The organism is Agrobacterium sp. 10MFCol1.1 (genome assembly GCF_000381165.1).
Classification (GTDB): Bacteria; Pseudomonadota; Alphaproteobacteria; order Rhizobiales; family Rhizobiaceae; genus Agrobacterium; species Agrobacterium tumefaciens.
This window is the reverse complement of the sequence record NZ_KB906079.1, coordinates 250,915-274,449: the sequence shown is the minus strand read 5'-3', so window position 1 is coordinate 274,449 and position 23,535 is coordinate 250,915. Positions and strand designations below refer to the sequence as shown.

Genomic DNA, 23,535 nt, shown 5'->3' with positions numbered 1-23,535 from the left:
CCATGACCGATATCGCAACCTTAAACGACATGCAGGCCGCCCGCCGGGCAAGGCTCCGGCTGTTATCAACCTCTGTCCGGTACACGCTGCTGTTCGCGGTCGGCTTCATCATGCTCTATCCGCTGATCTGGCTGGTCGGCGCAAGCTTCAAGACCAACTCCGAGATCTTTTCCGGTGCAGGTTTCATTCCTGAGACGCCAACGCTGGACGGTTACATCCGCGGCTGGGAGACCTCCACGCCCTACACGTTCGGCCGGTTTTTCTGGAATTCGTTCCTGATCATCCTGCCGAAGGTCATCGGAACGGCGATTTCCTGCACCATGGCGGCCTATGCCTTCGCGCGCTTCGATTTTCCGCTGAAGAAAATCCTGTTTGGCTCGGTCATCGCCATCCTGCTTTTGCCCAATGTCGTAACCCGCATTCCGCAATATATCCTGTTCCGTGACCTCGGCTGGCTGGATAGTTTCCTGCCGCTATGGGTTCCCTCGGCACTAGCCGGTGACGCCTTTTTCGTCTTTATGCTTGTGCAGTTCCTGCGCTCGCTGCCCTCGGATATGGAGGAAGCCGCCCGTGTGGATGGCGCCAACAGTCTGCAGACGCTGGTCTACATCGTCGTGCCGATGCTGGCGCCGGCGCTGATCTCGGTCTGCCTTTTCCAGTTCATGTGGACGATGAACGACTTTCTGGGACCGCTGATCTACCTGTCCTCGGTCGATAAATATCCGGTGAGCCTGGCGCTCAAACTCTCCATCGACACCACCGAAGCCTTCGAATGGAACCGCATCCTGGCGATGTCGGTGCTGACGATCGCGCCTGCGCTCGTCGTGTTTTTCGCGGCGCAACGGTATTTCATTGAAGGGATCTCGTCTGGCGGGGTCAAGGGCTGAAAATGGCAAGCGTTCAACTTAAAAATCTCGAAAAAGTCTATGGCGGCAGCTTCAAGGCCGTGCACGGCATCAATCTCGAAATCGAGGACGGCGAGTTCATGGTCTTCGTCGGCCCGTCCGGCTGCGCCAAATCCACCACGCTGCGCATGGTGGCGGGGCTGGAGGAAATCACCGGCGGTGAAATCCTCATCGGAGATCAGCGCGTCAACGACCTGCCGCCCGGCAAGCGCTCCATTGCCATGGTGTTCCAGAACTATGCGCTCTATCCGCATATGAAGGTGCGCGGCAATCTTGCTTTCGGTCTCAAGATTGCCGGTGTTGCCAAGCCCGAGATCGAGAAGGCAATCGACAATGTCGCGCGCATTCTCGAAATCGAGCCCTTGCTGGATCGCCTGCCGAAACAGCTTTCCGGCGGGCAGGCGCAACGTGTTGCTTTGGGCCGTGCCCTCATCAAGAAACCGGGCGTGTTCCTGTTCGATGAGCCCCTTTCGAATCTCGATGCGAAGCTGCGCGCTTCCATGCGTGTGCGCATTACCGATCTGCATCGCCAGCTGAAGGCGGAGGGCCTGTCTTCGACCGTCGTCTACGTGACGCACGATCAGACGGAAGCCATGACCATGGGCGACCGTATCTGCGTCATGCAGGCCGGGCGCATCATGCAGGTCGCCACGCCGAAGGAACTCTACAACCGGCCCGCCAATCTGTTCGTCGCCGGTTTCATTGGCATGCCGGAAATGAACCTTGTGGATGTGGCGATCGACGGGGCGGAGTTCGTCATCGGTGGGCAACGTCTTCCGATAGGCGACCATCTGGAAAAGCGGCTTTCAGCCAGACCGGCGGACGCCGTCATCGGCATCCGTCCGCAGCATCTTTCATTAGCCGGTGAGGCCGATGGGTCTGCGCTGCAGGCTAAACTGACCAACGCCGAATTCATGGGGCACGAGGTCTATCTGCATGCCGATCTGGGCGGACAGAAGCTCGTGAGCGTGGTGGGAGCAGCCGAATTCGAGGCGCTTGGGCGCGACGGCATTCTGCGACTGAAGGCGGACCCCGAGAAGCTGCATATTTTCGACAAGGCCGATGGCCGCAATGTCTCGCTGTGAGGAGGGGACGAGCGTGCCTGATTTTTCGAGGAGGAGAAGAACAATGAAGATGACGACGATGACGAGAACAATGGCGATGCTGGCCGGCGCTGCCTATCTGGCCACGGTGGCTGCGCCTGCGGCGGGTTCCGCGGAACTGCGTATGTCGTGGTGGGGCGGCGAAAGCCGTCATGTCGCCACTCAGAAGGCGATTGCCGCCTGCGGTGAAAAATACAGCCACACGGTCAAAGGTGAATTTACCGGCTTCGATGGATATCTGGAAAAACTGACCACGCAAATGGCAGGCAAGACGGAGGCTGATATCGTTCAGGTGAACTGGCCATGGCTGCCGCTGTTTTCCAAGAATGGTGAAGGTTTTGCTGATCTGCGTCAGCTGAAACCTCTCGATCTTTCGCAATGGGCCGAGACGGATCTGGAAGCGGGTTCTATGAACGGGGTGCTTCAGGGCCTTTCAGTCTCCACCACCGGCCGCGTGTTTTTTTTCAACGCCACCACCTTCGAGAAGGCTGGCGTTGAAATCCCCAAGACATGGGATGAATTCTTCGCGGCAACAAAAACCATCAAGGAAAAGCTCGGCAAGGATCATTACACCTTCAATGCCGTAAAGGAGACTGCCCAGCTTCTCGTGACACTCGCCGTGGTGCAGAAAACCGGAAAGGATCTGGTCGACCCCAAGACCAACCGTGTCGCCTGGACGCCGGAGGAACTGGCGGAAGGTATCTCGTTCGTCGGCAAGCTGGTGGAAACCGGCTCCATTCGCTCCCAGAAAGAGGAAGCGGCCGATGGCAACGTCAATCTTTATGAAAAGCCGTCGTGGTCCGAAGGCCGTATCGCTGGTTCCTATGAATGGGATTCCACCTATTCGAAATATGCCGATCCCCTGAAGGATGGGCAGGTGCTGAAACCCGTGCCGATGCTGAAGCTTGCCGATGCCGTAACGGAAGGCGTTTATCGCAAGCCTTCCATGGTCTTTTCTATCTCGAAAAACTCGAAGAACCCTGAAGCGGCAGCGCAAATCCTGAACTGCCTGCTGAACGAGCCTGAGGGCATCGATGCGCTTGGCACGTCTCGCGGCCTGCCTGCTTCCAAGGCTGCGGCGCAGCGTCTGGGCGACAAGGGTGAGCCGGAAGTGCGCGCCGCCAACGCCATCGTCATGGCGGCATCTGGACCGGTAGTTTCGCCCTTCAACGAACATCCGGAAATCCGCTCCGGCTTCATCGATACGCTGGAGGAATATGCCTATGGCCAGCTGACGGCGGAAGAGGCGGCTGAGCAGATCATCGATACCACCAATGACGTTCTGGCCAAATTCGATTGACGACAATGGCCCGCCGCGCTTGCGGCGGCGGGCTCTTTATCCGGTTGCCGGGTGACATGGGCATTCCCGCCGATTGTTTTCGCGGGACATGCACGAACAACGAGAAACGAGCATGAACGAACCCTCTATCATCGCGCTTTCGGCGCGAACGGCGGCGCTTTGCCTCGCTGTACCCGGTGCGCGATATCGCCTGCCGCAGACGGCATGGCGGCTGACTTCGCAAGATGGTGATTTACGAGCCGGAAAAACCGCCACCGTGGTGACGCTGCTGCATGATCTGCGTCCGGATACACGGTATCTGTTCGAAGCGGATGGGTTCGCAAGCCTGGAGTTCAGGACAGCGCCCTGCGCGGGGCTTGTCGAGGCGACGGCATTTTCGCTGACGCCGGATATTGCGCTTGACGACGAAGCCGGCGCACGCGCCAACGCCCGCGCTCTGGAAGAGGCAGTTGCCGCCGTGCCTGCGGGCGGCACGTTGCGATTTGCTGCCGGCCTCTGGACAGCGTTTCCCGTGCGGTTGAAAAGCGACATGACGTTTCATCTTGCGGAAGGGGCCGTGCTGCGCGCACCCTCCACCCGCAATGGCTGGCCGATCCTGCCTGCCCGCGATGAGACGGGCCGCATGCTCGGCAGTTGGGAAGGGCTACCGGATGCCTGTTTCGCTGCGCCGGTCCATGCCATCGGCGCAGATAATCTCGTGATCGAAGGCACAGGCGTCCTCGATGGTTCCGGCGACAGAGGCGACTGGTGGAGCTGGCCGAAAGAAACCCGTGACGGCGCGCGCCGACCGCGCGGCCTGCATCTCGTCTCCTGCCGCAATGTCGGGCTTTTCGGTTTCACCATTCGCAATGCACCGTCCTGGACGGTCCATCCACAACGGTGCGAGACCCTGACAGCGGCGGGTCTCACAATCAGCGCTCCGCATAACAGCCCCAATACCGATGGTTTCAACCCGGAAAGCTGCCGCAACGTGACGATATCAGGCGTGCGCTTTTCAGTGGGCGACGATTGCATTGCTGTGAAGGCAGGCAAACGCGGGCCGAACGGCGAGGACGACCATCTGGCGGAAACACGCGGCGTCAGCGTGCGCCATTGCCTGATGGAGCGCGGCCATGGCGGGCTGGTGATCGGCTCGGAAATGTCGGGTGGCGTGCATGACGTAACCGTAGAGGACTGCGACATGGTTGGCACGGATCGCGGCTTGCGTCTCAAGACGCGGCGGGGCCGTGGCGGTTCAGTCAGCGATATCACCATGCGCCGCGTGTTGCTGGATGGCGTGCATACCGCGCTTTCCGCCAATGCCCATTACCATTGCGATGCCGATGGGCATGACGGCTGGGTGCAGTCGCGAGACCCTGCACCTGTCGACGACGGGACCCCGTTTATCGACGGAATTACTATCGAAGATGTGGAAATCCGCCATCTGGCACATGCCGCCGGCGTCTTTCTCGGTTTAGCGGAGGCCCCAATCCGCAATATCGCCATTCGCAATCTCACAATCGTCTCGCGTGATCCTGTAGCCGTGGCCACACCGCCGATCATGGCCGATGGGGTGCGCCCCATGCTGCATGAGGGGATCGTTTTCGAACAGGCTGAAATCATTTGCGACGATCCTGCGCTGCTGAGCGCCTCTGCCGTTTCCCACTCACAGATTTCAATCGAGAAAACCCATGAAAGCCACTGATTATTTTGATCAATTCTCCAGCCGCTATAGGCACTACAAGGGCGGGAGCTGGTGTTATGAGGATGGCTGTGTTTATCGGGGTTTGCAGCACCTGTTCGAAGCGACCGGCGACCGGCGCTGGAACGAACATCTGCATCGTCTGGCTGACACCCAGATAGCGGCAGACGGAGTGCTCGCCGGTTACGATCCGCAGGAATACAATATCGATCACATCCTCGCCGGTCGCATTCTGTTTCCTCTGGCAGCGGAAACGGGCGATCCACGTTATCTCGCTGCGGCGGAACATCTTGCGGGCCAACTCCGCAGCCATCCGCGTACGGGCGCCGGTAATTATTGGCACAAGAAGCGTTATCCGCATCAGGTCTGGCTGGATGGCCTTTATATGGGACTTCCTTTCCAGATCGAATATGCGCAGGCGACTAGTGACGCCGAACTTATCGACGATGCGCTACAGCAATTCTCAACCGCACTCACGCTGACGGCGGATGCCGGTGGGCTCTATGTCCATGGTTATGACGAAAGCCGCAACCAGCGCTGGGCCGATCCCGTGAGCGGCCAATCCCCGGCGGTATGGGCCCGCGCCGTCGGCTGGCTCGCCATGGCGCTGGTCGATGCGTTGGTGATGTTGCCGGCTGATGGCGCCACGATCGGACTTCGGGAACGCGCGGGCCTGCTTCTGGCCGGTATTGTTGCCCGGCAGACTAAAACCGGTCTCTGGATGCAGGTTCTGGACAAACCGGATCTTGCCGGAAACTACGAGGAAACCTCCGCTTCGGCGATGTTCGCCTATGCCTTACTGCGGGCTGCGCGGTTGGGGCTTTTGCAGGGAGAGGAAGCAAATGCGGCTCTTTCGGCGGGCCGGTCCGCGCTTGAGGCCCTGCTTGAGAGACAGCTCAAGGTGGACGAAAAGGGTATCGTCCGTCTCACCGGCATCGTGCATGTCGCGGGCCTCGGCGGTTTCGAGGGCAATTATCGCGATGGGTCTCCGGATTATTACCTGACCGAGCCGGTTGTATCCGATGACGCCAAAGGCGTCGGGCCGCTGATGATGGCCTATGCCGAAAGCCTGCTTTTGGCATGACGGCGCGGTCATCTTAACGGGCACAGGGTGTTTTGTGGCATGAGATCATGCCACTTTTGCCAAGATCACCGTCTGGATCAGGCCCTGTTTTTTGTGGTTCGCGATTGTGATCGTGCCACCGAAGCGCTCGATGATTTCTCTGGCGATGGCTAGACCCAACCCCACACCAGGGATCGACTTTCGCCGCCCGAGATCGACCCGAAAGAAGGGCTCGAAAACCCGGCCGATCAGTTCCTGCGGAATGCCAGGGCCTTCATCGCGGATTGTAACGACGACCTCGCTCTCGTCCTCGGTTAGATCGATCCGTGCCGTTTTGCCATGGGTGACGGCATTGAGGATGAGGTTGCGCAAGGCTCTTTTAAGCGCAAGTGGAGCGGCCTTGATGATCATGGCGGCTTCCGGTTTCATAAAGTCGAGCGCATCAGCGTAACCGAGATCAGAAAGTTCGCTAACGATTTCGCCGAGAAGCCTGCCGATATCGATCATCTTGACGGTATCCTGGCTCACTTCCTCGCGCACAAGCAGAATGGCGCTATCCGCGATGGCGTTCAGTTCCTCGAGGTCCGCCAGCCATTTGCCCCGCTCTTCGTCGTTTTCGATGAATTCTGCCCGCAGACGCATGCGGGTCATTGGGGTTCTCAAGTCATGGCCAGCGGCTGCGACGAGGCGCATTCGGCTTTCCATTGCCGCCTTCAGGCGGCGGGCGAGTTCGTTCAAGGCCCGCGCCGTGGCGCGGATTTCACCCGGACCTGTTTCCGACAAATGGGGTAGCGAACCATCGGGTCCGATGCTTGCAGCGGCGTTTTCCAGCATGTCGAGGGGGCGGGTGATCTTTCTGGCGGCGAAGATGGAAACAGCAGCACTGCCAAGAATGATCAGCCCGATCCACATGCCGAAAATCTTCCAGCCGCCCGGGGGAGGACCCATATGCGGAATTTCCGCGACCAGCCATCCGCTTTTTTCCAGCGCTATAGCCGCCACCGGGGCATTACTTCCAGGCGCGCGGATCACAATTGCGGTGCGCGGCTCGCCAACCTGTGCAAGGGCCTTTTCTAGAAACTCCGAAAGCATTCCGTCAAGATCACCTTCAGGCGGCTTCTGTTCAATGCGGAAATAGCCGGGTTGTTGCAGCGAGGGGTCGCGTTCGGCCATGGTCACGGCAAAGGCAAGGCTGCGGGCAACGGGCTCGATGGTGGCATCTGGCGGCGGCGGCTGCAATGTCTGATCTGCCACCACAGTTGCAAGCGCGATGACCGCGATGATGGAGACGATCAACAGTGCGGCGATACGGTTTCTGAGCGAGCTCATCGATGCACCGGCAGGGTTCTGACCTGAACCGTCATCTGGTAACCGCCATTGCGAACGGTTTTGAAGATCGGAGCCCGGGCATCGGTTTCGAGCTTCTTGCGCAACCGGCTCATCAACACGTCGACGGAGCGGTCGAACGGTCCGCGGTCCTTGCCCTGCGTAAGATCGAGCAGCTGATCGCGGGAAAGAAGCCGGCCGGGCCTGTCGAGGAAGACTTTCAGCAGATCGAACTCCGCCCCCGTCAGCTCGATCCTCTCACCGCTGGCGTGGATGACGGAGCGCTGTTCCGGATCGGCGGTGAAGTCCGAAAAACCATAAGCGGTGGATGAGCCGCGAGGTACTTCCTGAGGTACTGCGCGGCGCAGCACGGCCTTGATCCGCGCCGTCAGTTCTCGCGGATTGAAGGGTTTGCCAAGATAGTCGTCGGCGCCAATTTCCAGCCCAACGATCCGGTCGACATCCTCCTTGAGCGCTGTCAGGAGAATGACGGGCGTGCGCGGCCGGCGGCCTTGGAGATCGCGGCAGATATCGAGGCCGGAACCATCCGGCAGCATCACGTCGAGCACGATGAGATCGGGATCGGAGCAGGCGAACTGTTCTTCGAACTCACGCCTGTCGGCTGCCATAGAAACGCGAAACCCCTGCGAGCCGAGATATTTCGCGAGCAATGTACGTATCTCCGGATCATCATCCACGATCAAAATATGTGTCACCGAAACTGTCGCCATATCATCCAACCTTTTGATGCCACTATACATAAGCGGAGCAAAGAAACGGCGGATTTTTGCAACGAAAGCTTGCTGCGGCCGCTCTGGCAACATTCGGTTACAAATAGGCCGCGCGTGGAACAAGACCCGCAACATTGGGACCAAAGCCGGAAACGCTTAGCTCCTATCGTCTTCTCAGGTTGGAAAACGAAAAGGAAGGTAAGATGAGAAACGCTCTAATCGCCACCGCCGTCGTCGTGACAACTGTTCTTGGCGCTTCGGCCACCTCCCGGGCTGCGGAGCAGGGTGAACCAGTGCCGCAGGCATCGGAACAGGCCATGCCGCCGCTGGCCAGTCCTGACTTCGGTTCGAATAGTGGTCCGGAGCAAAGGCTGCCGCATGGCCGCAAGATGGCCGGGCCTGAGATGCTACGCCCGGATATGATGGGGCCGGATATATTGGGCCCGGATATATTGGGGTTGGCGACGAAACTTTCGGCAGCGGAAATCTATCTCGGCGTCACACCTGAACAGCTTGGTCCGTGGCGCGCCTATACCACTGCGCTGATCGATCTTGTTTTGCCCACTTCGGAACTCAAGCCATTGCCGCCGAAGGGACCGGGTGCGACGGGGCTAGAGCCTCGTCTTGCCGGTGAGGAACTGGCCGGCATCACAATGAAAAAGGCAGAACAGGCTAAAGCACTTCAGGACGCAGCGGCTACGCTGAAACCGAAACTTTCGCCGCAGCAGGTGCAGAAGCTTGCTGAACTCGAACGCGCATTGATGCCGCCTCCGCCTCCCGTCCCGCATGATGGCCGTGCACGAGACCGTCGCATCGAGCCTCCGCATGGCGACATGATGCCGCCGCTGCCTCAGGCAGAGCGGGGCTGACGCCACTCTTCAAAGTTTCCTCCTTTAATAGCCCCCCAGCAAAGGAGGAAATCAGCCGGAAACGGCTGAAGCCGGGGGATCGCTCGCCTGCGATCCCCCGCGTGATTTTCAAGCGAGAAGATGATGATGAGATATTTCTACCTGATGCTGGCGACGGTTTTTGGTTTGAGCTTCGTCTGGTCGGTCGCTGCGGCCGGTGACAGGCCGATGCGAGATCCGGCGGCGAAATCCCGGCAGGAAGAACAGTGGCACCAACCCGTCTGTGCCAAGGAACGGCGCGAAAATGCACACGGCAAGCGTCGTCACGACACCTGCCGCAAGGCATCCGCCAGAAAGTCTGTTGCCGCCTATGAATGGATCGAAGCAGACAACGGCTTCATCCTAGTGAAATACGACATGAGGTCGGTTTCTTCTTTTGAGTAGACCGGCCGGACAGGACAGGACGATGAAAATGGTTCGCAAAGCAGGTGTGGCGCTGACGGTTGTCGCGCTCGTCCTGGGTGGCTACTGGTTTTCGTCACAATATACGCGGGCCGCAACGCCCGGTTATATCACCTCGTCTGTGAAGCGCGGTGATATCGAGCAGACTGTTCTGGCGACTGGAACGCTCAAACCCGTTCGTCTGGTGGCCGTCGGCGCGCAGGCCTCCGGTCGCATCACCGCCGTCAAGGTCGCACTTGGAGATACGGTCAAGGCGGGCGATCTCATTGCCGAGATCGATTCCGTTACCCAGAATAACAGCCTGCGCACGGCGCTGGCAGCGCTTGCAAACGTGAAGGCGCAGCGGGTGGAAAAGCAGGCGACACTTGTTCTCAACCGCCAGAGCCTTGTCCGCCAACAGGAAATGGTGTCGAAAAATGCCGCCTCCCGTGCGGATTTCGAAAGCGCCACTGCAGCGCTCGCAGTCACCCAGGCGCAGATCGAAGCGATCGACGCCCAGATCGAGGAGGCACAGGTCGCTGTCGAAACGGCAAAGGCCAATCTCGGCTATACGAGGATCACCGCGCCCATCGAAGGCACTGTTCTGTCTATCGTCAGTCAGGAAGGGCAGACCGTCAACGCCACGCAGTCCGCGCCGACAATCGTGATCCTAGGCCAGCTCGACCGGATGACGGTGCGCACGGAAATCTCCGAAGCAGATGTGACGCGCGTAAAAGCCAGTTTGCCAGTTTACTTCACGGTGCTGGGTGAGCCGCAGCAGCGTTACGACGCGACGCTTACGTCGATTGAACCGGCGCCTGAATCAGTGCGCAGCGACTCCAGCTTCAGCTCCTCGACGTCTTCCTCGACCACATCGTCCTCTTCCAGCACCTCGTCGTCGGAGGCGATCTATTATAATGGCGTGTTCGAAGTGCCGAACCCGGACGGCAAGTTGCGCACCTATATGACGGCGGAGGTCCATATCGTCCTTGGTGAAGCGAAGGACGTGCTAACCGTTCCGGCGGCGGCCCTTGGTAGCAAGGGCGCCAACGATGACTATGCCGTGCGTGTGCTAGACACCGATGGCAGAATTTCCGAACGCAGGGTCCAGATCGGTCTGAACGACAAGGTAACGGCGGAAGTACGTTCCGGCCTTGCCGAGAACGAGCGCGTGGTGACCGGCGAACTTTCCATCGACACCACCAAAAACGCCGTGCCGGGGCCTGGTGGCCCGCCGATGGGTTTTTGAACAATGGCTGATCCTCTGATTTGCCTTAAATCCGTGCGGCGGGATTATCCGTCCGGTGAAGGTACGATTACCGTACTCAAGAATATCGACCTCATCATCGAGGCCGGCGAGATGGTGGCGATCGTTGGCGCTTCCGGATCGGGCAAGTCGACGCTGATGAATATTCTCGGTTGCCTCGACCGGCCGACCTCAGGGAGCTACATCATCAGGGGCCGGGAGACGGGCGATCTCGATGCAGACCAGCTTTCGGAATTGCGGCGAGAAAACCTCGGTTTTATTTTCCAGCGTTACCATCTGCTTGTCGAACTGACAGCGCTCGGCAATGTCGAAATTCCGGCGATCTACGCCGGAAAGTCACAAAGCGATCGCAGGAGCGATGCCGCCAGGTTGCTCGGTCGCCTTGGCATGGCGGACCGCCTCGATCATCGTCCGGGCCAGCTTTCCGGCGGCCAGCAGCAACGCGTTTCCATCGCGCGCGCCCTTATGAACGATGCCGAAATCATTCTTGCCGACGAGCCGACCGGTGCGCTCGACAGCGCGAGCGGCGACGAGGTGTTGCGCATCCTCGACGAGCTGCATGCCGAAGGGCGCACTGTCATTATCGTCACGCACGATATGTCAATTGCACGACGTGCCGAACGGATCATCGAAATCAGCGACGGCGCCATCATTTCCGACCGCGGGGCGGATGCCGCGCCGGTTCGGAAGGGTGACGCCAAACCCTCTATGGTTTCCGGCGGGGCCTCCAGTCTCGCTGGTCTCGCATCCTCGCTGCGGGAGGCATTGCGCATGGCGCTCCTGTCGATGCAGGCGCACAAGCTGCGCAGCTTTCTCACCATGCTCGGTATCATCATCGGCATCGCCTCGGTCATCAGCGTCGTGGCGCTGGGGCAGGGGTCACAGCAGCGCGTGCTGCAGAATATCTCAAGCCTCGGCACCAACACGCTGGAAATCTTCGCGGGCAAGGATTTTGGCGACATAAGGTCGGGCAAGATCACCACGCTGGTCGTCTCCGACGCCGAGGCACTTGCCAAACAATCCTATGTCGCGGCTGTGACGCCCACGGTCTCGACCTCCAGTACGGTGCGTTTCGGCGCGAAGGAGGCGAATGCGCTTGTGAATGGTGTCAGCGAGCGGTATTTCGTCGCCAAGGGCACGAAGCTGTCACAAGGGCGCTTTTTCGATGCCGCAAGCGTCGCGCAGAAAGCCCAGGAGGTGGTGATTGATGAGAACACCCGCAAATCGTTGTTTGCGGATTTCGACGGCAGCCCCATCGGTCAGGTCATTCTCATCGGCAAGGTGCCGGCCCGCATCGTCGGCATCACGCAGGCGCAGCAGGGCGGTTTCGGTTCAAGCCAGAACCTTTCACTTTATCTGCCTTATACTGCCGTCCAGTCACGCTTTCTCGGCAGCCTGTCGCTGCGCAGCATCACGGTGCAGGTGAGTGACGATATTGACGCCGCAATTGCCGAACAGGCGGTGACGGTTCTTCTCACCCAGCGGCATGGAACGCGGGATTTCTACATTCTCAACACTGACGATATTCGCCAGACCATCACCAGTACAACACAGACCATGACGCTGCTGGTTGCGGCGATCGCGGTGATTTCGCTTCTGGTCGGCGGCATCGGGGTGATGAACATCATGCTCGTTTCCGTTTCCGAACGTGTATCGGAAATCGGCGTGCGCATGGCAGTCGGCGCACGGCGCAGTGATATACTGCGCCAGTTCCTGATCGAGGCAGTGCTCGTCTGCATCATCGGCGGAACGCTGGGAATTTTGGGCAGCTTCGGCTTCGGGGCGCTTTTCTCCGCCTTCAGCAGCAATTTCGCCATGGTCTATTCCACGGTGTCGATCATTGCTGCCTTCGTCTGCTCGACACTGATAGGCGTCGTTTTCGGCTATCTGCCGGCCCGCAACGCATCGAACCTCGATCCTGTTGCGGCCCTGTCGGCGGGTTGATATCCGCCGCTGCCGGTCAAGCCTTGTTTTTTTCGATGAAGCGGATGGCGTCGCCAACGGTCAGGATTGTGCTTGCGGCCGAATCGGGGATTTCCACTCCGAATTCTTCCTCGATTTCCATGACAACCTGAACCACTTCGAGGGAATCGGCACCGAGATCGTCGACAAAATTGGCGTCATCGACAACCGTGCCGGGATCTGCGCCAAGCTGGTCAACGATGATTTTTTTAATACGGTCGGCGATGGTGGACATGGTGGGACTCCGCGAAAGTTGTTTGCCGCCGAACAACCCGTTTGAATTTGCGCCCAGGACACTTGCTAAAATCGAAACCGGTTTTTGCGAGGCGTGGTACACAGAGTCAGAAGGTCAAAGCATCGATGACATTCGGACGTAGCATGCCTTTGACGGCTGCGAAAGAGCGTGGCTCATGGGGAATTGCCCATAAGAATTCGGGGTATGTTTGACGTTGAACAGTTTTTGACTGGATGCGATGAACCGCTGCGCTGTAAACCTCGTTTTCGTGAAGTAATTATAATCCAGTCCTGTCGAGCATCAACGCCCATGGTCCAGTCTTCCCCGGAACGCTTCATATTGCTCGATGGCATAAGGGGCGTAGCTGCGCTCTTCATCGTACATCGCCATGCCGAACAGTTTTTCGGGAGAGACGACGCTTCGAGCTATCTCGCCGTCGATTTGTTCTTCGCCTTGAGCGGTTTTGTGCTGGCGCATGCCTACAGCATGAAACTGCGCGAAGGGGCGATTACGCCAGGCTTCTTCATGAAGGCGCGCCTTGCGCGACTTTATCCACTGTATGGGCTGGGGCTGGCGTTGATGGCGTCCTATTTCATTTGCCTCTACCTGTTGGGCCTGCCGACGCCGATCGATGATCTTCATCGCCACATCAATCCCGGTGAGCTGGCGATAGCGTTGTTGACCGGGCTTCTTTTCGTTCCGGCACCCTTCACGCTTACATTGAACGGCGCATTGTTTCTGGTGAGTCCGGCATGGTCGCTTTTCAACGAGCTGGTGGTGAATGCGGTTTATGGCCGGTGGGGTGTGCGGGCGACTACGAAACAGACAATCGTGGTGCTGGCTGTCAGCGCCTGCGTCCTTGTCGTGGCGGCTGCTGAGTTTGGGAAGTTGCATGCGGGGTTTCGATGGCACGAAATGTATGCCGGCATGGGAAGGGTGTTTTTCTCGTTTTTCGCAGGCGTGCTGGTTTACCGCTTCCGCAATCGCATAACCGAGCTGAAGCCCATCCAGGCGGCCCTCTGTCTTATGCTGGTCTGCGTCATCCTCGCCGTGCCAATTTCGCGTGAGCTTCGGCCCTTCTTTGATCTCGCGGTGGTTCTGCTCGTCTGGCCGACGGTATTGTTCGTAGCCAGCAGGATAGTGCCGGGTCGCAGGGTGGGAATCTTGTCGACGTTTCTCGGCACAGCTTCCTACGCCGTCTATGTGCTGCATATTCCGCTGCTGGCCTGGACGGATTTTCTGATGCCTGCCGTTGATAGGGAAAACATCGCTTTGCCGGTCGGTGTCGCTTTCCTGATAGGGACGACGTGTCTGTCATGGTACCTGACGGTCCATTTTGATCAGCCAGTGCAGACATGGCTCAAAGGTCGCCTGAGAAAGCGGGCAGGGGTCGGGCAACCCGTGTGATAGCGTCTTGTCGCTGCAGGCTTCAGTAATGCGCGAAGATTGGAGCCGTGATAACAAAGGCCGCGACGAGACTGATGATCGTCAGTTTCGCGGCACGCATGCGGCGCATTCTGCGGCCGCTCCAGTCATACGTCATACTCACCCTCCACGCAGACGCAAACTCTCGGACTGATGTCCGACTAAATCAGTTTCTCCTGATATATCTCATTTGCCAAGTCATTATTGTTACCAGTGATTTTGGCGAACACCGTCCGCTTCGGGAGGCGCTTCAGGGGAAAAGCCGGATAAGTTGATTGTCTTTGAGTTTCAGGCGGCTTGCCTCATCGGAAGAAATGCAATGCTCTATGTTCTTTCGCAAGTCGTCGGGAACTATCGGCCCGCCTGCCTTCAAAAGCTTTTCGGTCATCGAAAAAAGAATGCCGAACTGGGTCTCGCATTCGGCCGATGTCAGAAGCAGCGGTAGCGACGGAACGGTGTTCGCCGTAAAGACGCTATCCGCCGTATCGTACATGGTGACGAGGTACCAGGTCAGAAATAGCCCCAGCCACAGGCCGGTGCTGACCATGATATATTCGCGCATCTGCTCTCTCCCCTCAATGGCGGTGGTAAAGCAGTGGCAGGCCCTGGATTGCATATCGGGGGAGCGGCTTCCACGGCTTGATGCGGTCGTGTTTCTGCACGCCGAACAGGAAACGCATTTCGTCGGTGAGGTCTGCCGGATCGGTCAAACCATCCTGATATAATTCAATAACCTTGCGGGCGGCTCTGTTATGGAGCTTTTTGTCATCATCGTCGGAAAGGTGATTAAAACCGATGCTCTCGAGGACCAATTGGAGCATTTCGAGATCTTGAGAGGAGATCAGGCAGTTACGGGGCGCAGAAGACATGATGGCCTCTTTTCTTACTGGTTCAGAAAGCCGAAGCCTCGCGCGCGCCCTTAAAAGGCTGCACGGGACGCTCCAACGCTTCGAAACGATACGCCGGTGCGGTCGATGACCGTTGCCGGTTTTCGGGGGGCATGTGCCTCAACGCGCCCTGGGAAATTCCGCACGGGGCGCTGTAGACGGGAGGCATGTGCAAATGGGGCTTGAGACGGCAAGGATGCCTGACGGCGGTAACGCCCTTTAAGTACCGATGGGGAAGGGTGCGCTTTTTGCGCGCAATAGGCAAGTTAATTCCATAGCCCCTGACGAGTATGTGACCGGTGCGGCGACATTCTTTATCTCACCAAGGCAGACAACAAAAAAGGCCGGGGCAATATTGCACCGACCTTCCTCATATCGCCATTAACACCAGTGCCAGTACATCCGTGGTCAAAAGTCTAAAGCGACGGAAACAACTGCGAACGACATATTTTGCGCTCACCAGCAGTTGCTGTATGAACTTTCTAGAAGAGCAATGTGGCCAAAACAAGTCCGCATTTCCATTATATGTTTTATTTGTCGCGACCCTTTGTGTATCGGGTCGCGGTTTGGCAATTCGTGCCGGGGCGTCGCGCTGTTATGAGCGGGCTGTCCGGAACAATCCTACTTCTTCTTGCCATCCGCAGTTGTGGAGTTTGCGAACTTGACCTGCGTGCCGGCAGCTGGTGCCGCAGCCGGAGCTTTCGTCTTGTCCTTCTTCGGTTTGCGGACTTCTTTGTTGCTGCGTACTTGACCCTTGGCCATGGTGTCCTCCTGGTATTGAACAGATATTGGATATTGTGTGGTCCGGGGCATGATCGCGCGCCGCAGGCAGGCTGCGGGGCGGTTTCATCGTCAGGGGAAAGGCAGTCCGTTAAGCGGAAGTTTCCCGAAGGGAAGGGTCGGTTTGGAGAGGCGGATACGCCCTGCGTAGAAGGTTCTCCGCACCATGTCGGGCTGGAGGCCAAAATCAGGAAACGCCGCAAAGCCGGAGGATGCGCCGCGATCCTGATCTAGGCGCATTGCTGTTTCTTCGGCGGCACTGAGAAGCAGGCGAAGCGATGCGTTTTCCCGGTAACCCAAACCGCCGGTGCGGACGAGGTTCCGTGAAAGGCTTGATGAATAAAAGTCGGAAGACATCTCGTCCTCCTTTCGTTTGGGGGCGAGGACACTCTGCCCTCAAACACCAGCACTCTTCAGCGGATTGCTGACAGGCGAAGCGTGCGCCTGTTGCGTATCAGGTTCAAGAAGTTTTTCGGAAAGACGACGTCAAAAAGTGCAACCGGGTTATTTCTTGCCGGATGACTTTTTGGTGCGGGTGGGTGGAGGGGCGGCGATTGCCGCCTCCTGAGCTTCGCGAAGTTGGCGAAGCCGTTCCGTCTTCTTGGCGCGCTGGTCGGATTCGGCGGTTATGATCTGTTTCGCCGCCTTGTCCGTTATGGATGCCTTGTCCTGCGAGGACAGCTTTCCGGGTTTGAAAACAGCCTCTTTAGTCGCGGTCATGGCATTCTCCTTTGCGGAGCGAATTGAAAGTTATCGAGCGCGGGCAACCTTTTTGGGAGCAGGAAGCAATCCCTCGCGCTGCAATTTTTTCTTCGCCATCTTGCGGTGGCGGCGCACAGCTTCGGCTTCTTCGCGGATACGCTTTTCCGACGGCTTTTCGTAAGATTCCCGTGCGCGCATCTCACGGAAGATACCCTCGCGCTGCATCCTCTTTTTCAAGACGCGGAGGGCTTGCTCTACATTGTTATCCCTGACGAGTACCTGCAACTTATCTCCTTAACGCAGCCATCGCTGCTATTTTTTGATTCTGATCGTATTCGAATTGATCCAGCTCGATCCCGCAACGCGCGAAGACGAGCCTTCGATTTCCACGGGCCGCGATGAAGACGCAACCACATCGATTTCATCGAGCGCTATATTACGTTCGAAGTTCTCGTGCTGGAAACGCACCCTGTAGCGAACCGCACCTTGTTGTGTCTCTGGCAGAGCCGTTACGACCCGGCCTGGACCTTTGGGCTGGTTGGCCCCAAGTACGCCCGCCTTCAGAAAGATAGCATCGCCGGAACGATAAGGATTTTTGCGCATGAGAGCCTCCCCATGGCCAAAAAAAACAAAAGGCCGGGATTTAACCCGACCTCTCACAATCACTCAGCGCCACTGCTGGTACATGCGTAGCCAGCGGGGCCGATGACAAATCAAGCTGCGCGAAGGTTGTCAGCGGAGCTCTTGCCGGACTTGCGGTCCTGCACGATGTCGTAGGTGATCTTCTGGCCGTCGTTCAGCGAACGCAGACCTGCGCGCTCAACAGCCGAAATGTGAACGAAAACGTCCGTGCCGCCGTTGTCAGGCTGAATGAAGCCGAAGCCCTTGGTGGCGTTGAACCACTTTACAGTACCAGTGTTCATAACGATTTCCTTTCGTAGTAATCGTTGTTGGTTTCCGCGATACCTTGCGGAATTAGATCGATTATTTGAGAGGAAATCCGACGGGAACGTAGAGTCCCAGGAGCGACGTCACAAGCAATTGTCGATTTGCCGAATATAGCCTCAATTTTTGATTTTGCAATGGGCCGATGCGGAAAAATGCGCCATCTGGCGATTGCACTTGCCGGTTCCGATGTCTCTTCCTGCGTCAGCGGCGCGATTTTGGTTTTTTCTCTTCCCTGTTCATATCACGCCCCACCCATTTGAAAAAAAGGATCAGGCTGGTGCCGATGATGATGAGCGGAATGAAGGATTCGAAACTGGACATGATTAACTCTTTCTTCCCCCGATCGTCGTTTTACCGGTATGGAGGAAGCGCGTAATCTGCAGAATGTTATCCGTTCTTTTTTGGCAATTGCGGCCTGCGGACCGACGTTGAAAGCACCGCAGGCCGAAAATATCTAGATGGGCAGGGATTTCACCGCCGCTGCACCACCCTCGCGGGCGCTTTTCAATGCGGCTACGCCGCAGAGCACGGACATGGCGCCGGCGCGCGAACCCGCCCGCTGCCGCAGCCGGTCGTTCGAACCGGGCTTGAAGATCATGTCGCGCATGCGATTGTCGCCGCCATAATGGCCGCCCGGCTCATGCGGCACCCAGATACGCTCGACACCGCCACCGAAACTTTTTACCAGCAGTATTTCGTCGGCTGGGGGCTCAGTCCACGGCTGCTTTTCATATTGGCGCATCTCGATGCGTCCTTTATGGCCGTTAAACGCGATGTGGTGTCCCTCGATCGGCATATAGGTATTGAGCGAATAGGAGACCTGCACGCCGTTCGCATAGCGAATCGAGGCACTCATCGTGTCGGGGATGTCGATCTCCTCGCGAAAGACGCAGGCGTCACGCATATAGCCATCCACAGTCGACGGGTCCTCGTAAAGCGCGTCCAGGAACGGGTCGGCCCCGAGATCCATGAAATAGTCGCACTCGTCCTTGTGCGGACAGGTACGACAGCGCGTTCCCCGGAACGGTCCGTTCTTGCCATAATGCAGCAATTGCCCAAAGCCCTTCACTTCCACCGGGTCGGAATCGAGATACCAATTCAGAAGATCGAAGTGGTGTGTGGCCTTGTGGACGAACAGGCTGCCTGAATGTTCGGTGAAAGCGTGCCAGCGGCGGAAATAATCCGCACCGTGCTGGTTATCGAGATACCAGTGGAAATCTACCGAGGTAACGGTGCCGATCGCGCCGTCGTCGATCAGCTCCTTGATGCGCGCCGCCGTCGGTGAAAAGCGATAATTGAAGGAAACGTCGACGCGGCGGCCGCTTTCGGCCTCCGCCGCGCGGATGCGGTCAATCTTTTCCGGGGTGGTGGTCATGGGTTTTTCGCTGATGACATCGGCACCGCCCTCGAGCGCGCGGATAATGATGTCGTCATGAGTATCGTCGGGTGTGCAGACGATTACCAGTTCCGGGCGTTGCTCGGCCATCATCCGGTCGAAGTCGTCGTAAAGCGGAGCGGCCGACCCCATCATGGCGCGGGCCCGTTCTGCGCGCATCAGGTTCAGGTCGCAAATGCCGACCAGTTCGACATAGTCGCTCCACCCGGCCAGAAGTTCGCGCCCCCACATGGTGGTGCCACGATTGCCGGTGCCGACCAGTGCATAACGTTTGCGTTTCACCCTTTCAGGCATTTCCTTACTCCCGAACCCAATCAACAAACGGTTTTAAAACGCTCGACGACGGTGGACAGAACCTCGTCCACCGGGCGTGCCTGCCAACGATGCGAAAAAATCTCGACTTCCTGCGGACCGGAAAAGCCGGCGGCCTCGATCATGGCGCGAAATGCCTTCAGGTCAATCACGCCATCGCCCATCATGCCGCGATCGTTGAGCGGATCGGTGGTCGGCACCAGCCAGTCGCAGATATGGTGTGCCAGTATCTGCCCGTTTCGCCCGGCGCGCGCCACCTGTTCCTCCAGCTCCGGGTCCCACCAGACGTGATAGACGTCGATGGCCACACCGGTTCCGGCACCCAGCCGGTCGCAGAGGTCGAGCGACTGTTTCAAAGTGTTGAAGCAGGCGCGGTCGGCGGCATAAAAGGGATGCAACGGTTCAATGGCGAGCGGCACGCCGGCTGCCCTCGCATAGGGAAGAAGTTCGGCCATGCCGTCCTCCACCATCTGCCGTGCACCTTTCAAGTCTCGAGAACCCGCGGGCAGGCCGCCCACGACAAGCACCAGGCAATCTGCCTTCATGGCGGCGGCTTCGTCCACGGCGCGTTTATTGTCCTCAATGGCGCGGCTGCGGCCTTCTGCATCGGGGGCGGGGAAAAAGCCGCCCCGGCAATGGCCGCTGAGACGAAGGCCGTTCTGCTCGACAATGCGTGCTGCTTCAGCAAGGCCTGCAGCGTGAACCTGCTCGCGCCAGGGCGAGATGGTGGTGATGCCATGCGCAAGGCATGCATCCACGATTGCCCCGAAGGAACGTCCCTGCCGCACGGTGGCAAAATTTATTGAAAGGCCCTCAACGCCCATAACGGTACTCCTCCCTTTTGCGAAGGCCTCCAGCCACCTTCGCTCTCGCGCTTAACCAATGCCTCTGACAGCCAGAAACTGCTTCATGCGATGCGTCGCCACATCCGGTTCGGCAAGCACATTGGCCTTGTCCGCCAGCCGGAAAAGCTCGGCGAAATGCCGCGTGGAGCGGGCGCTTTCCTGCCCGCCAACCATGGTGAAATGGTCCTGCAAGCCGTTGAGATAGGCGAGAAACACCACGCCGGTTTTGTAAAAGCGGGTCGGCGCCTTGAAGATATGGCGTGAAAGCGCCACCGTTGGCTCCAGAATGTCGAAGAATTCATTATCCGCACCGCGCTTCAGGCTGGCGAGCGCCTTGGATGCCGCCGGAGCAATGGCATCGAAAATGCCGAGCAACGCGTCCGAATGACCTTTTTCGTCACCGGCGATCAGCTCGGCATAATTGAAGTCGTCGCCGGTATACATGCGAACACCAGCGGGCAGGCGACGGCGCATGACGATTTCCTTTTCCTTGGATAGAAGCGAAATCTTGATGCCGTCGATCTTGTCTGCATTCTCCTCGATCATGGCAAGGCAGGTGTCCATCGCCGCCATATGGTCGCGGGCACCCCAGTAGCCCTCAAGCGCAGGATCGAACATTTCTCCCAGCCAGTGGATAACCACCTTGTTCTCGGCACGGGAAAGGACCCTGGCATAGGCCTTGAGATAATCGTCCGGGGAGCGGGCGGCAGCGGTGAGCGCCCGGCTTGCCATCAGGATCACGCGCCCGCCTTCTCCCTGAACAAAATCAAGCTGTTCCAGGTAGGAGTCGATAATCTGGTTCAGGTCATATCCGCCGCCCTCAAGATGATCCGTGCCGACGCCGCAGGCGATCAGCGCATCCTTGCGGGTGGCCGCTTCCTTCAGCGAACGGGAGATCAGTTCCTGCGCCTGCGGCCACGCCAGTCCCATGCCGCGCTGGGCCGTATCCATGGCCTCCGCAACACCCAGGCCGAGGTCCCAAAGGCGGTGGCGGAAGCGCAGGGTAGCGTCCCAGTCGATGGCGGGCGTCAACCATGGATCGTTGTCGGCGAGGGGATCGGCCACCACATGGGCGGCGGCGAAGGCGACACGATTGAAATCCGCCGCACTTCGTTTCTCAATGGCGACCGGCGCGCCTGATAGCCTGTAGACCTCGATGCTGCGGTCGTCCTTTGGAAGCTTGAGTTCGCTCACTGTCGCCTCCTCAGGAAAGTGCGGGAACGTCGAGCCAGCGGCGTTCCTTCCATGATCTCAGCCCCAGTTCGGCCAATTGCACGCCCTTCACGCCCTCCATCAGCCCATAGGGCCATGGGTCGTTGTCGACGAGGTGACGCACGAACATTTCCCACTGCGCCTTGAAACCGTTGTCATAAGTGACGTTGTCAGGCACTTCCTGCCAGGTCTTGTAGAAATCGATGGTCTGGGGCTGGTCAGGGTTCCACACCGGTTTCGGCGTATTGGTGCGGTGCTGGGTCCAGCATTTAGTGAGACCCGCCACGGCCGAACCATGCGTGCCATCAACCTGAAACGTGACGAGATCATCGCGGCGCACACGCACCGCCCAGGAAGAGTTGATATGGGCGATGGCGCCGCCTTCCAGCTCGAAGGTGGCGTAGGCGGCATCGTCGGCATCCGCCGCATAGGCGTGGCCCTGTTCATCGAAACGCTCGGGGATATGGGTGGCGCCGAGGCAACTTACGGATTTCACCGGTCCGAATAGATTATCGAGCACATAACGCCAGTGGCACAGCATATCGAGGATGATACCGCCGCCATCCTTCAGGCGGTAATTCCACGAAGGACGCTGCGCCGGCTGCCAATCGCCTTCGAAAACCCAATAGCCGAACTCGCCGCGCACCGAGAGGATCTTGCCGAAAAAGCCGCTGTCACGCAGCATCGCCAGCTTGCGAAGGCCGGGCAGGAACAGCTTGTCCTGCACCACGCCGTGTTTGATACCGGCGCTTTCGGCCAGTCTGGCAATTGCCAGCGCCTCTGCCACGCTGTCGGAAATCGGCTTTTCGCAATAGACGTTCTTGCCCGCCTTGATGGCTTTTTCGAGCAGGCTGCCACGCATCTGCGTCGTGCCGGCGTCGAAGAAAAGCGTGTCATCCGGGTTCGCAAGGGCGGCGTCGATGTCGGTCGTCCAGCGCGCGACATTGTGCTTTTTAGCGATTTCCTCGATTTTCGCACCGTTTCGGCCGACCAGAATGGGGTCGAGCATGACCTTTTCGCCGCTCTTCAAAACCACGCCGCCCTGATCGCGAATGGCGAGAACGGAGCGCACGAGGTGCTGGTTGTAACCCATGCGGCCGGTGATGCCGTGCATGATGACGCCGATACGTTTCATGAATTTCCTCCCAAGGCGGCCTTTTCCCGAAAGCCGCTTCCGTCAAACATGGCAATTTGTAACCATTTGGTTATTTGTGGTCGTGAAGGATGCGATCTGTCAAGGTGTTTTTGGCAGGAAATTCACATGCACTTGCGGCGGCAGAAATCACGGGTTTGTGCCGCGCCGCAAAAGGAAACGACGCGCTTCGCGGATGCGAATGGCGCGTCGTCGCTGTTGTTAAAGGGAAATTCGGTTTTTACGGCTCAGACCGGCCGCACCGCAGCAAGCAGGGTATCGACGATATGCTGGCCCCAGCGTTCAAGTTCGGCGGGGTCGGTCAGGTCGCGCTGGAAGATCGTCGACAGCGTGAATCGGTTCGAAAGATAAAAGGCGCCGAGCGAGGCGATCGTCAGATAGACGTCGATCGGATCGAGACCGTCACGGAATTCGCCAGTATCGCGGCCGCGCCGCAGCACGTCCTCAAGCTCGGAGATGAAGTTCGAATGCATCGCCGCAATCGTAGCGGATTGCCTGAGATAACGGGCTTTGTTGAGGTTTTCTGTTGCGAGAATGCTCAGAAATTCCGGGTGATCCAGAAAATAATGCCAGGTGAAAAGCGCGAGTTCCCGCAAGCCTTCCGAAGGCGCCTTGCGGGTCAGGTCCAGCCGCCGTTCGGTGTGGCGGATATGGCGATAGGCGTCCTCCAGAACGGCGAGATAAAGCGCGTCCTTGTCGCCAAAATAATGGTAGATCATCCGCTTGTTGGTGCCGGCGCGCCGCGCCACGACATCGATTCTCGCGCCCGCCAAGCCCTTCGCGGCCACCTCGCGGCGGGCGGCTTCAAGAATGGCGGCGCGTGTTCTCTCCGGGTTTCGCACCTGTGCCGCCCCGCGTTTGCGCTTGGGGGCAGGCGTTTCCTCGACGGCCGGATCGGGCAGCTGGTTTTTCGTCGTTTCGTCCATCTTAGCACCCGCTTGACAATGTTGGCGATCGGTGTTCCCATGTAACCAATTAGTTATAAAACGGCAATAGTCGTTTACCCCCATCAT

26 protein-coding genes are annotated in these 23,535 nt (G+C 58.4%); 10 read left to right on the top strand and 16 right to left on the bottom strand.

What is annotated here, in order from left to right:
• Positions 1-2: 2 nt before the first annotated feature.
• From F617_RS0119875 to F617_RS0119855, 5 genes are all read left to right on the top strand, one after another.
• Positions 3-887 (top strand): carbohydrate ABC transporter permease, encoded by an 885-nt coding sequence (locus tag F617_RS0119875; RefSeq protein WP_019566471.1) that lies wholly within the window; start codon positions 3-5, stop codon positions 885-887.
• A gap of 2 nt (positions 888-889) precedes the next feature.
• On the top strand, positions 890-1,990 hold the full coding sequence (locus F617_RS0119870; RefSeq protein ID WP_019566470.1) for an ABC transporter ATP-binding protein: 1,101 nt from the start codon (positions 890-892) through the stop codon (positions 1,988-1,990).
• A 49-nt stretch (positions 1,991-2,039) separates the two neighbouring features.
• The gene (locus F617_RS0119865; RefSeq protein ID WP_026330976.1) at positions 2,040-3,308 is read left to right on the top strand and encodes an ABC transporter substrate-binding protein; all 1,269 of its coding nucleotides are present in this window, start codon (positions 2,040-2,042) and stop codon (positions 3,306-3,308) included.
• Between the two features lie 112 nt (positions 3,309-3,420).
• Positions 3,421-4,992 carry a glycoside hydrolase family 28 protein gene (locus tag F617_RS0119860; RefSeq protein ID WP_019566468.1) on the top strand — a complete coding sequence of 524 codons (1,572 nt, stop codon included), beginning with the start codon at positions 3,421-3,423 and terminating at the stop codon, positions 4,990-4,992.
• Positions 4,979-6,073 carry a glycoside hydrolase family 105 protein gene (locus F617_RS0119855; protein ID WP_019566467.1) on the top strand — a complete coding sequence of 365 codons (1,095 nt, stop codon included), beginning with the start codon at positions 4,979-4,981 and terminating at the stop codon, positions 6,071-6,073. Before F617_RS0119860 ends, F617_RS0119855 begins: the two co-directional genes overlap by 14 nt.
• A 45-nt stretch (positions 6,074-6,118) precedes the next feature.
• On the opposite strand, the gene F617_RS0119850 is transcribed toward F617_RS0119855, so the two are convergent.
• Positions 6,119-7,381, bottom strand: a complete 1,263-nt coding sequence (locus tag F617_RS0119850; RefSeq protein ID WP_003517899.1) for an ATP-binding protein — start codon at positions 7,379-7,381, stop codon at positions 6,119-6,121.
• Positions 7,378-8,109, bottom strand: a complete 732-nt coding sequence (locus F617_RS0119845) for a response regulator (RefSeq protein WP_193559229.1) — start codon at positions 8,107-8,109, stop codon at positions 7,378-7,380. Before F617_RS0119845 ends, F617_RS0119850 begins: the two co-directional genes overlap by 4 nt.
• Positions 8,110-8,312: 203 nt before the next feature.
• Between F617_RS0119845 and F617_RS0119840 the strand changes: the two genes are divergently transcribed.
• The 4 genes from F617_RS0119840 to F617_RS0119825 all read left to right on the top strand — a co-directional run bounded on the left by F617_RS0119840 (position 8,313) and on the right by F617_RS0119825 (position 12,609).
• Positions 8,313-8,978, top strand: a complete 666-nt coding sequence (locus tag F617_RS0119840) for a hypothetical protein (protein WP_026330974.1) — start codon at positions 8,313-8,315, stop codon at positions 8,976-8,978.
• Between the two features lie 126 nt (positions 8,979-9,104).
• Positions 9,105-9,401 (top strand): hypothetical protein, encoded by a 297-nt coding sequence (locus F617_RS0119835; RefSeq protein ID WP_026330973.1) that lies wholly within the window; start codon positions 9,105-9,107, stop codon positions 9,399-9,401.
• Positions 9,402-9,423: 22 nt separating this feature from the next.
• Entirely contained in the window at positions 9,424-10,647 is a 1,224-nt protein-coding gene (locus F617_RS0119830) for an efflux RND transporter periplasmic adaptor subunit (RefSeq protein ID WP_019566463.1), read from the top strand.
• Positions 10,648-10,650: 3 nt separating this feature from the next.
• The gene (locus F617_RS0119825; RefSeq protein ID WP_019566462.1) at positions 10,651-12,609 is read left to right on the top strand and encodes a MacB family efflux pump subunit; all 1,959 of its coding nucleotides are present in this window, start codon (positions 10,651-10,653) and stop codon (positions 12,607-12,609) included.
• Positions 12,610-12,625: 16 nt separating this feature from the next.
• On the opposite strand, the gene F617_RS0119820 is transcribed toward F617_RS0119825, so the two are convergent.
• On the bottom strand, positions 12,626-12,862 hold the full coding sequence (locus tag F617_RS0119820) for an acyl carrier protein (protein ID WP_003517889.1): 237 nt from the start codon (positions 12,860-12,862) through the stop codon (positions 12,626-12,628).
• A gap of 309 nt (positions 12,863-13,171) precedes the next feature.
• Between F617_RS0119820 and F617_RS0119815 the strand changes: the two genes are divergently transcribed.
• On the top strand, positions 13,172-14,269 hold the full coding sequence (locus F617_RS0119815) for an acyltransferase (RefSeq protein ID WP_019566461.1): 1,098 nt from the start codon (positions 13,172-13,174) through the stop codon (positions 14,267-14,269).
• Positions 14,270-14,537: 268 nt separating this feature from the next.
• Here F617_RS0119815 and F617_RS0119805 read toward each other — a convergent pair whose 3' ends face one another.
• The 13 genes from F617_RS0119805 to F617_RS0119735 all read right to left on the bottom strand — a co-directional run bounded on the left by F617_RS0119805 (position 14,538) and on the right by F617_RS0119735 (position 23,448).
• Positions 14,538-14,849: a hypothetical protein gene (locus F617_RS0119805; protein ID WP_003517885.1), complete on the bottom strand. Its 312-nt coding sequence runs from the start codon at positions 14,847-14,849 to the stop codon at positions 14,538-14,540.
• Between the two features lie 13 nt (positions 14,850-14,862).
• Positions 14,863-15,156 carry a hypothetical protein gene (locus F617_RS0119800; protein WP_013761399.1) on the bottom strand — a complete coding sequence of 98 codons (294 nt, stop codon included), beginning with the start codon at positions 15,154-15,156 and terminating at the stop codon, positions 14,863-14,865.
• A gap of 639 nt (positions 15,157-15,795) precedes the next feature.
• Positions 15,796-15,936 (bottom strand): hypothetical protein, encoded by a 141-nt coding sequence (locus F617_RS28745; RefSeq protein WP_003517881.1) that lies wholly within the window; start codon positions 15,934-15,936, stop codon positions 15,796-15,798.
• 90 nt (positions 15,937-16,026) lie between these two features.
• Entirely contained in the window at positions 16,027-16,311 is a 285-nt protein-coding gene (locus tag F617_RS0119790; protein WP_003517879.1) for a hypothetical protein, read from the bottom strand.
• A gap of 147 nt (positions 16,312-16,458) precedes the next feature.
• Positions 16,459-16,674 (bottom strand): hypothetical protein, encoded by a 216-nt coding sequence (locus F617_RS0119785; RefSeq protein ID WP_003517878.1) that lies wholly within the window; start codon positions 16,672-16,674, stop codon positions 16,459-16,461.
• 30 nt (positions 16,675-16,704) lie between these two features.
• Positions 16,705-16,941, bottom strand: a complete 237-nt coding sequence (gene rpsU / locus F617_RS0119780) for a 30S ribosomal protein S21 (protein ID WP_003517876.1) — start codon at positions 16,939-16,941, stop codon at positions 16,705-16,707.
• Positions 16,942-16,968: 27 nt separating this feature from the next.
• The gene (locus F617_RS0119775) at positions 16,969-17,259 is read right to left on the bottom strand and encodes a hypothetical protein (protein WP_019566459.1); all 291 of its coding nucleotides are present in this window, start codon (positions 17,257-17,259) and stop codon (positions 16,969-16,971) included.
• A gap of 110 nt (positions 17,260-17,369) precedes the next feature.
• The gene (locus F617_RS0119770) at positions 17,370-17,579 is read right to left on the bottom strand and encodes a cold-shock protein (RefSeq protein ID WP_003517872.1); all 210 of its coding nucleotides are present in this window, start codon (positions 17,577-17,579) and stop codon (positions 17,370-17,372) included.
• Positions 17,580-18,058: 479 nt separating this feature from the next.
• Positions 18,059-19,294 carry a Gfo/Idh/MocA family protein gene (locus tag F617_RS0119755; RefSeq protein ID WP_019566458.1) on the bottom strand — a complete coding sequence of 412 codons (1,236 nt, stop codon included), beginning with the start codon at positions 19,292-19,294 and terminating at the stop codon, positions 18,059-18,061.
• Positions 19,295-19,314: 20 nt separating this feature from the next.
• On the bottom strand, positions 19,315-20,136 hold the full coding sequence (locus F617_RS0119750) for a sugar phosphate isomerase/epimerase (protein ID WP_013761396.1): 822 nt from the start codon (positions 20,134-20,136) through the stop codon (positions 19,315-19,317).
• 51 nt (positions 20,137-20,187) lie between these two features.
• Entirely contained in the window at positions 20,188-21,351 is a 1,164-nt protein-coding gene (locus F617_RS0119745; RefSeq protein ID WP_019566457.1) for a dihydrodipicolinate synthase family protein, read from the bottom strand.
• A gap of 10 nt (positions 21,352-21,361) precedes the next feature.
• The gene (locus F617_RS0119740; RefSeq protein ID WP_003517858.1) at positions 21,362-22,504 is read right to left on the bottom strand and encodes a Gfo/Idh/MocA family protein; all 1,143 of its coding nucleotides are present in this window, start codon (positions 22,502-22,504) and stop codon (positions 21,362-21,364) included.
• 245 nt (positions 22,505-22,749) lie between these two features.
• Complete coding sequence (locus F617_RS0119735) at positions 22,750-23,448, bottom strand: TetR/AcrR family transcriptional regulator (protein WP_003517856.1); 699 nt, start codon at positions 23,446-23,448, stop codon at positions 22,750-22,752.
• Positions 23,449-23,535 lie beyond the last annotated feature (87 nt).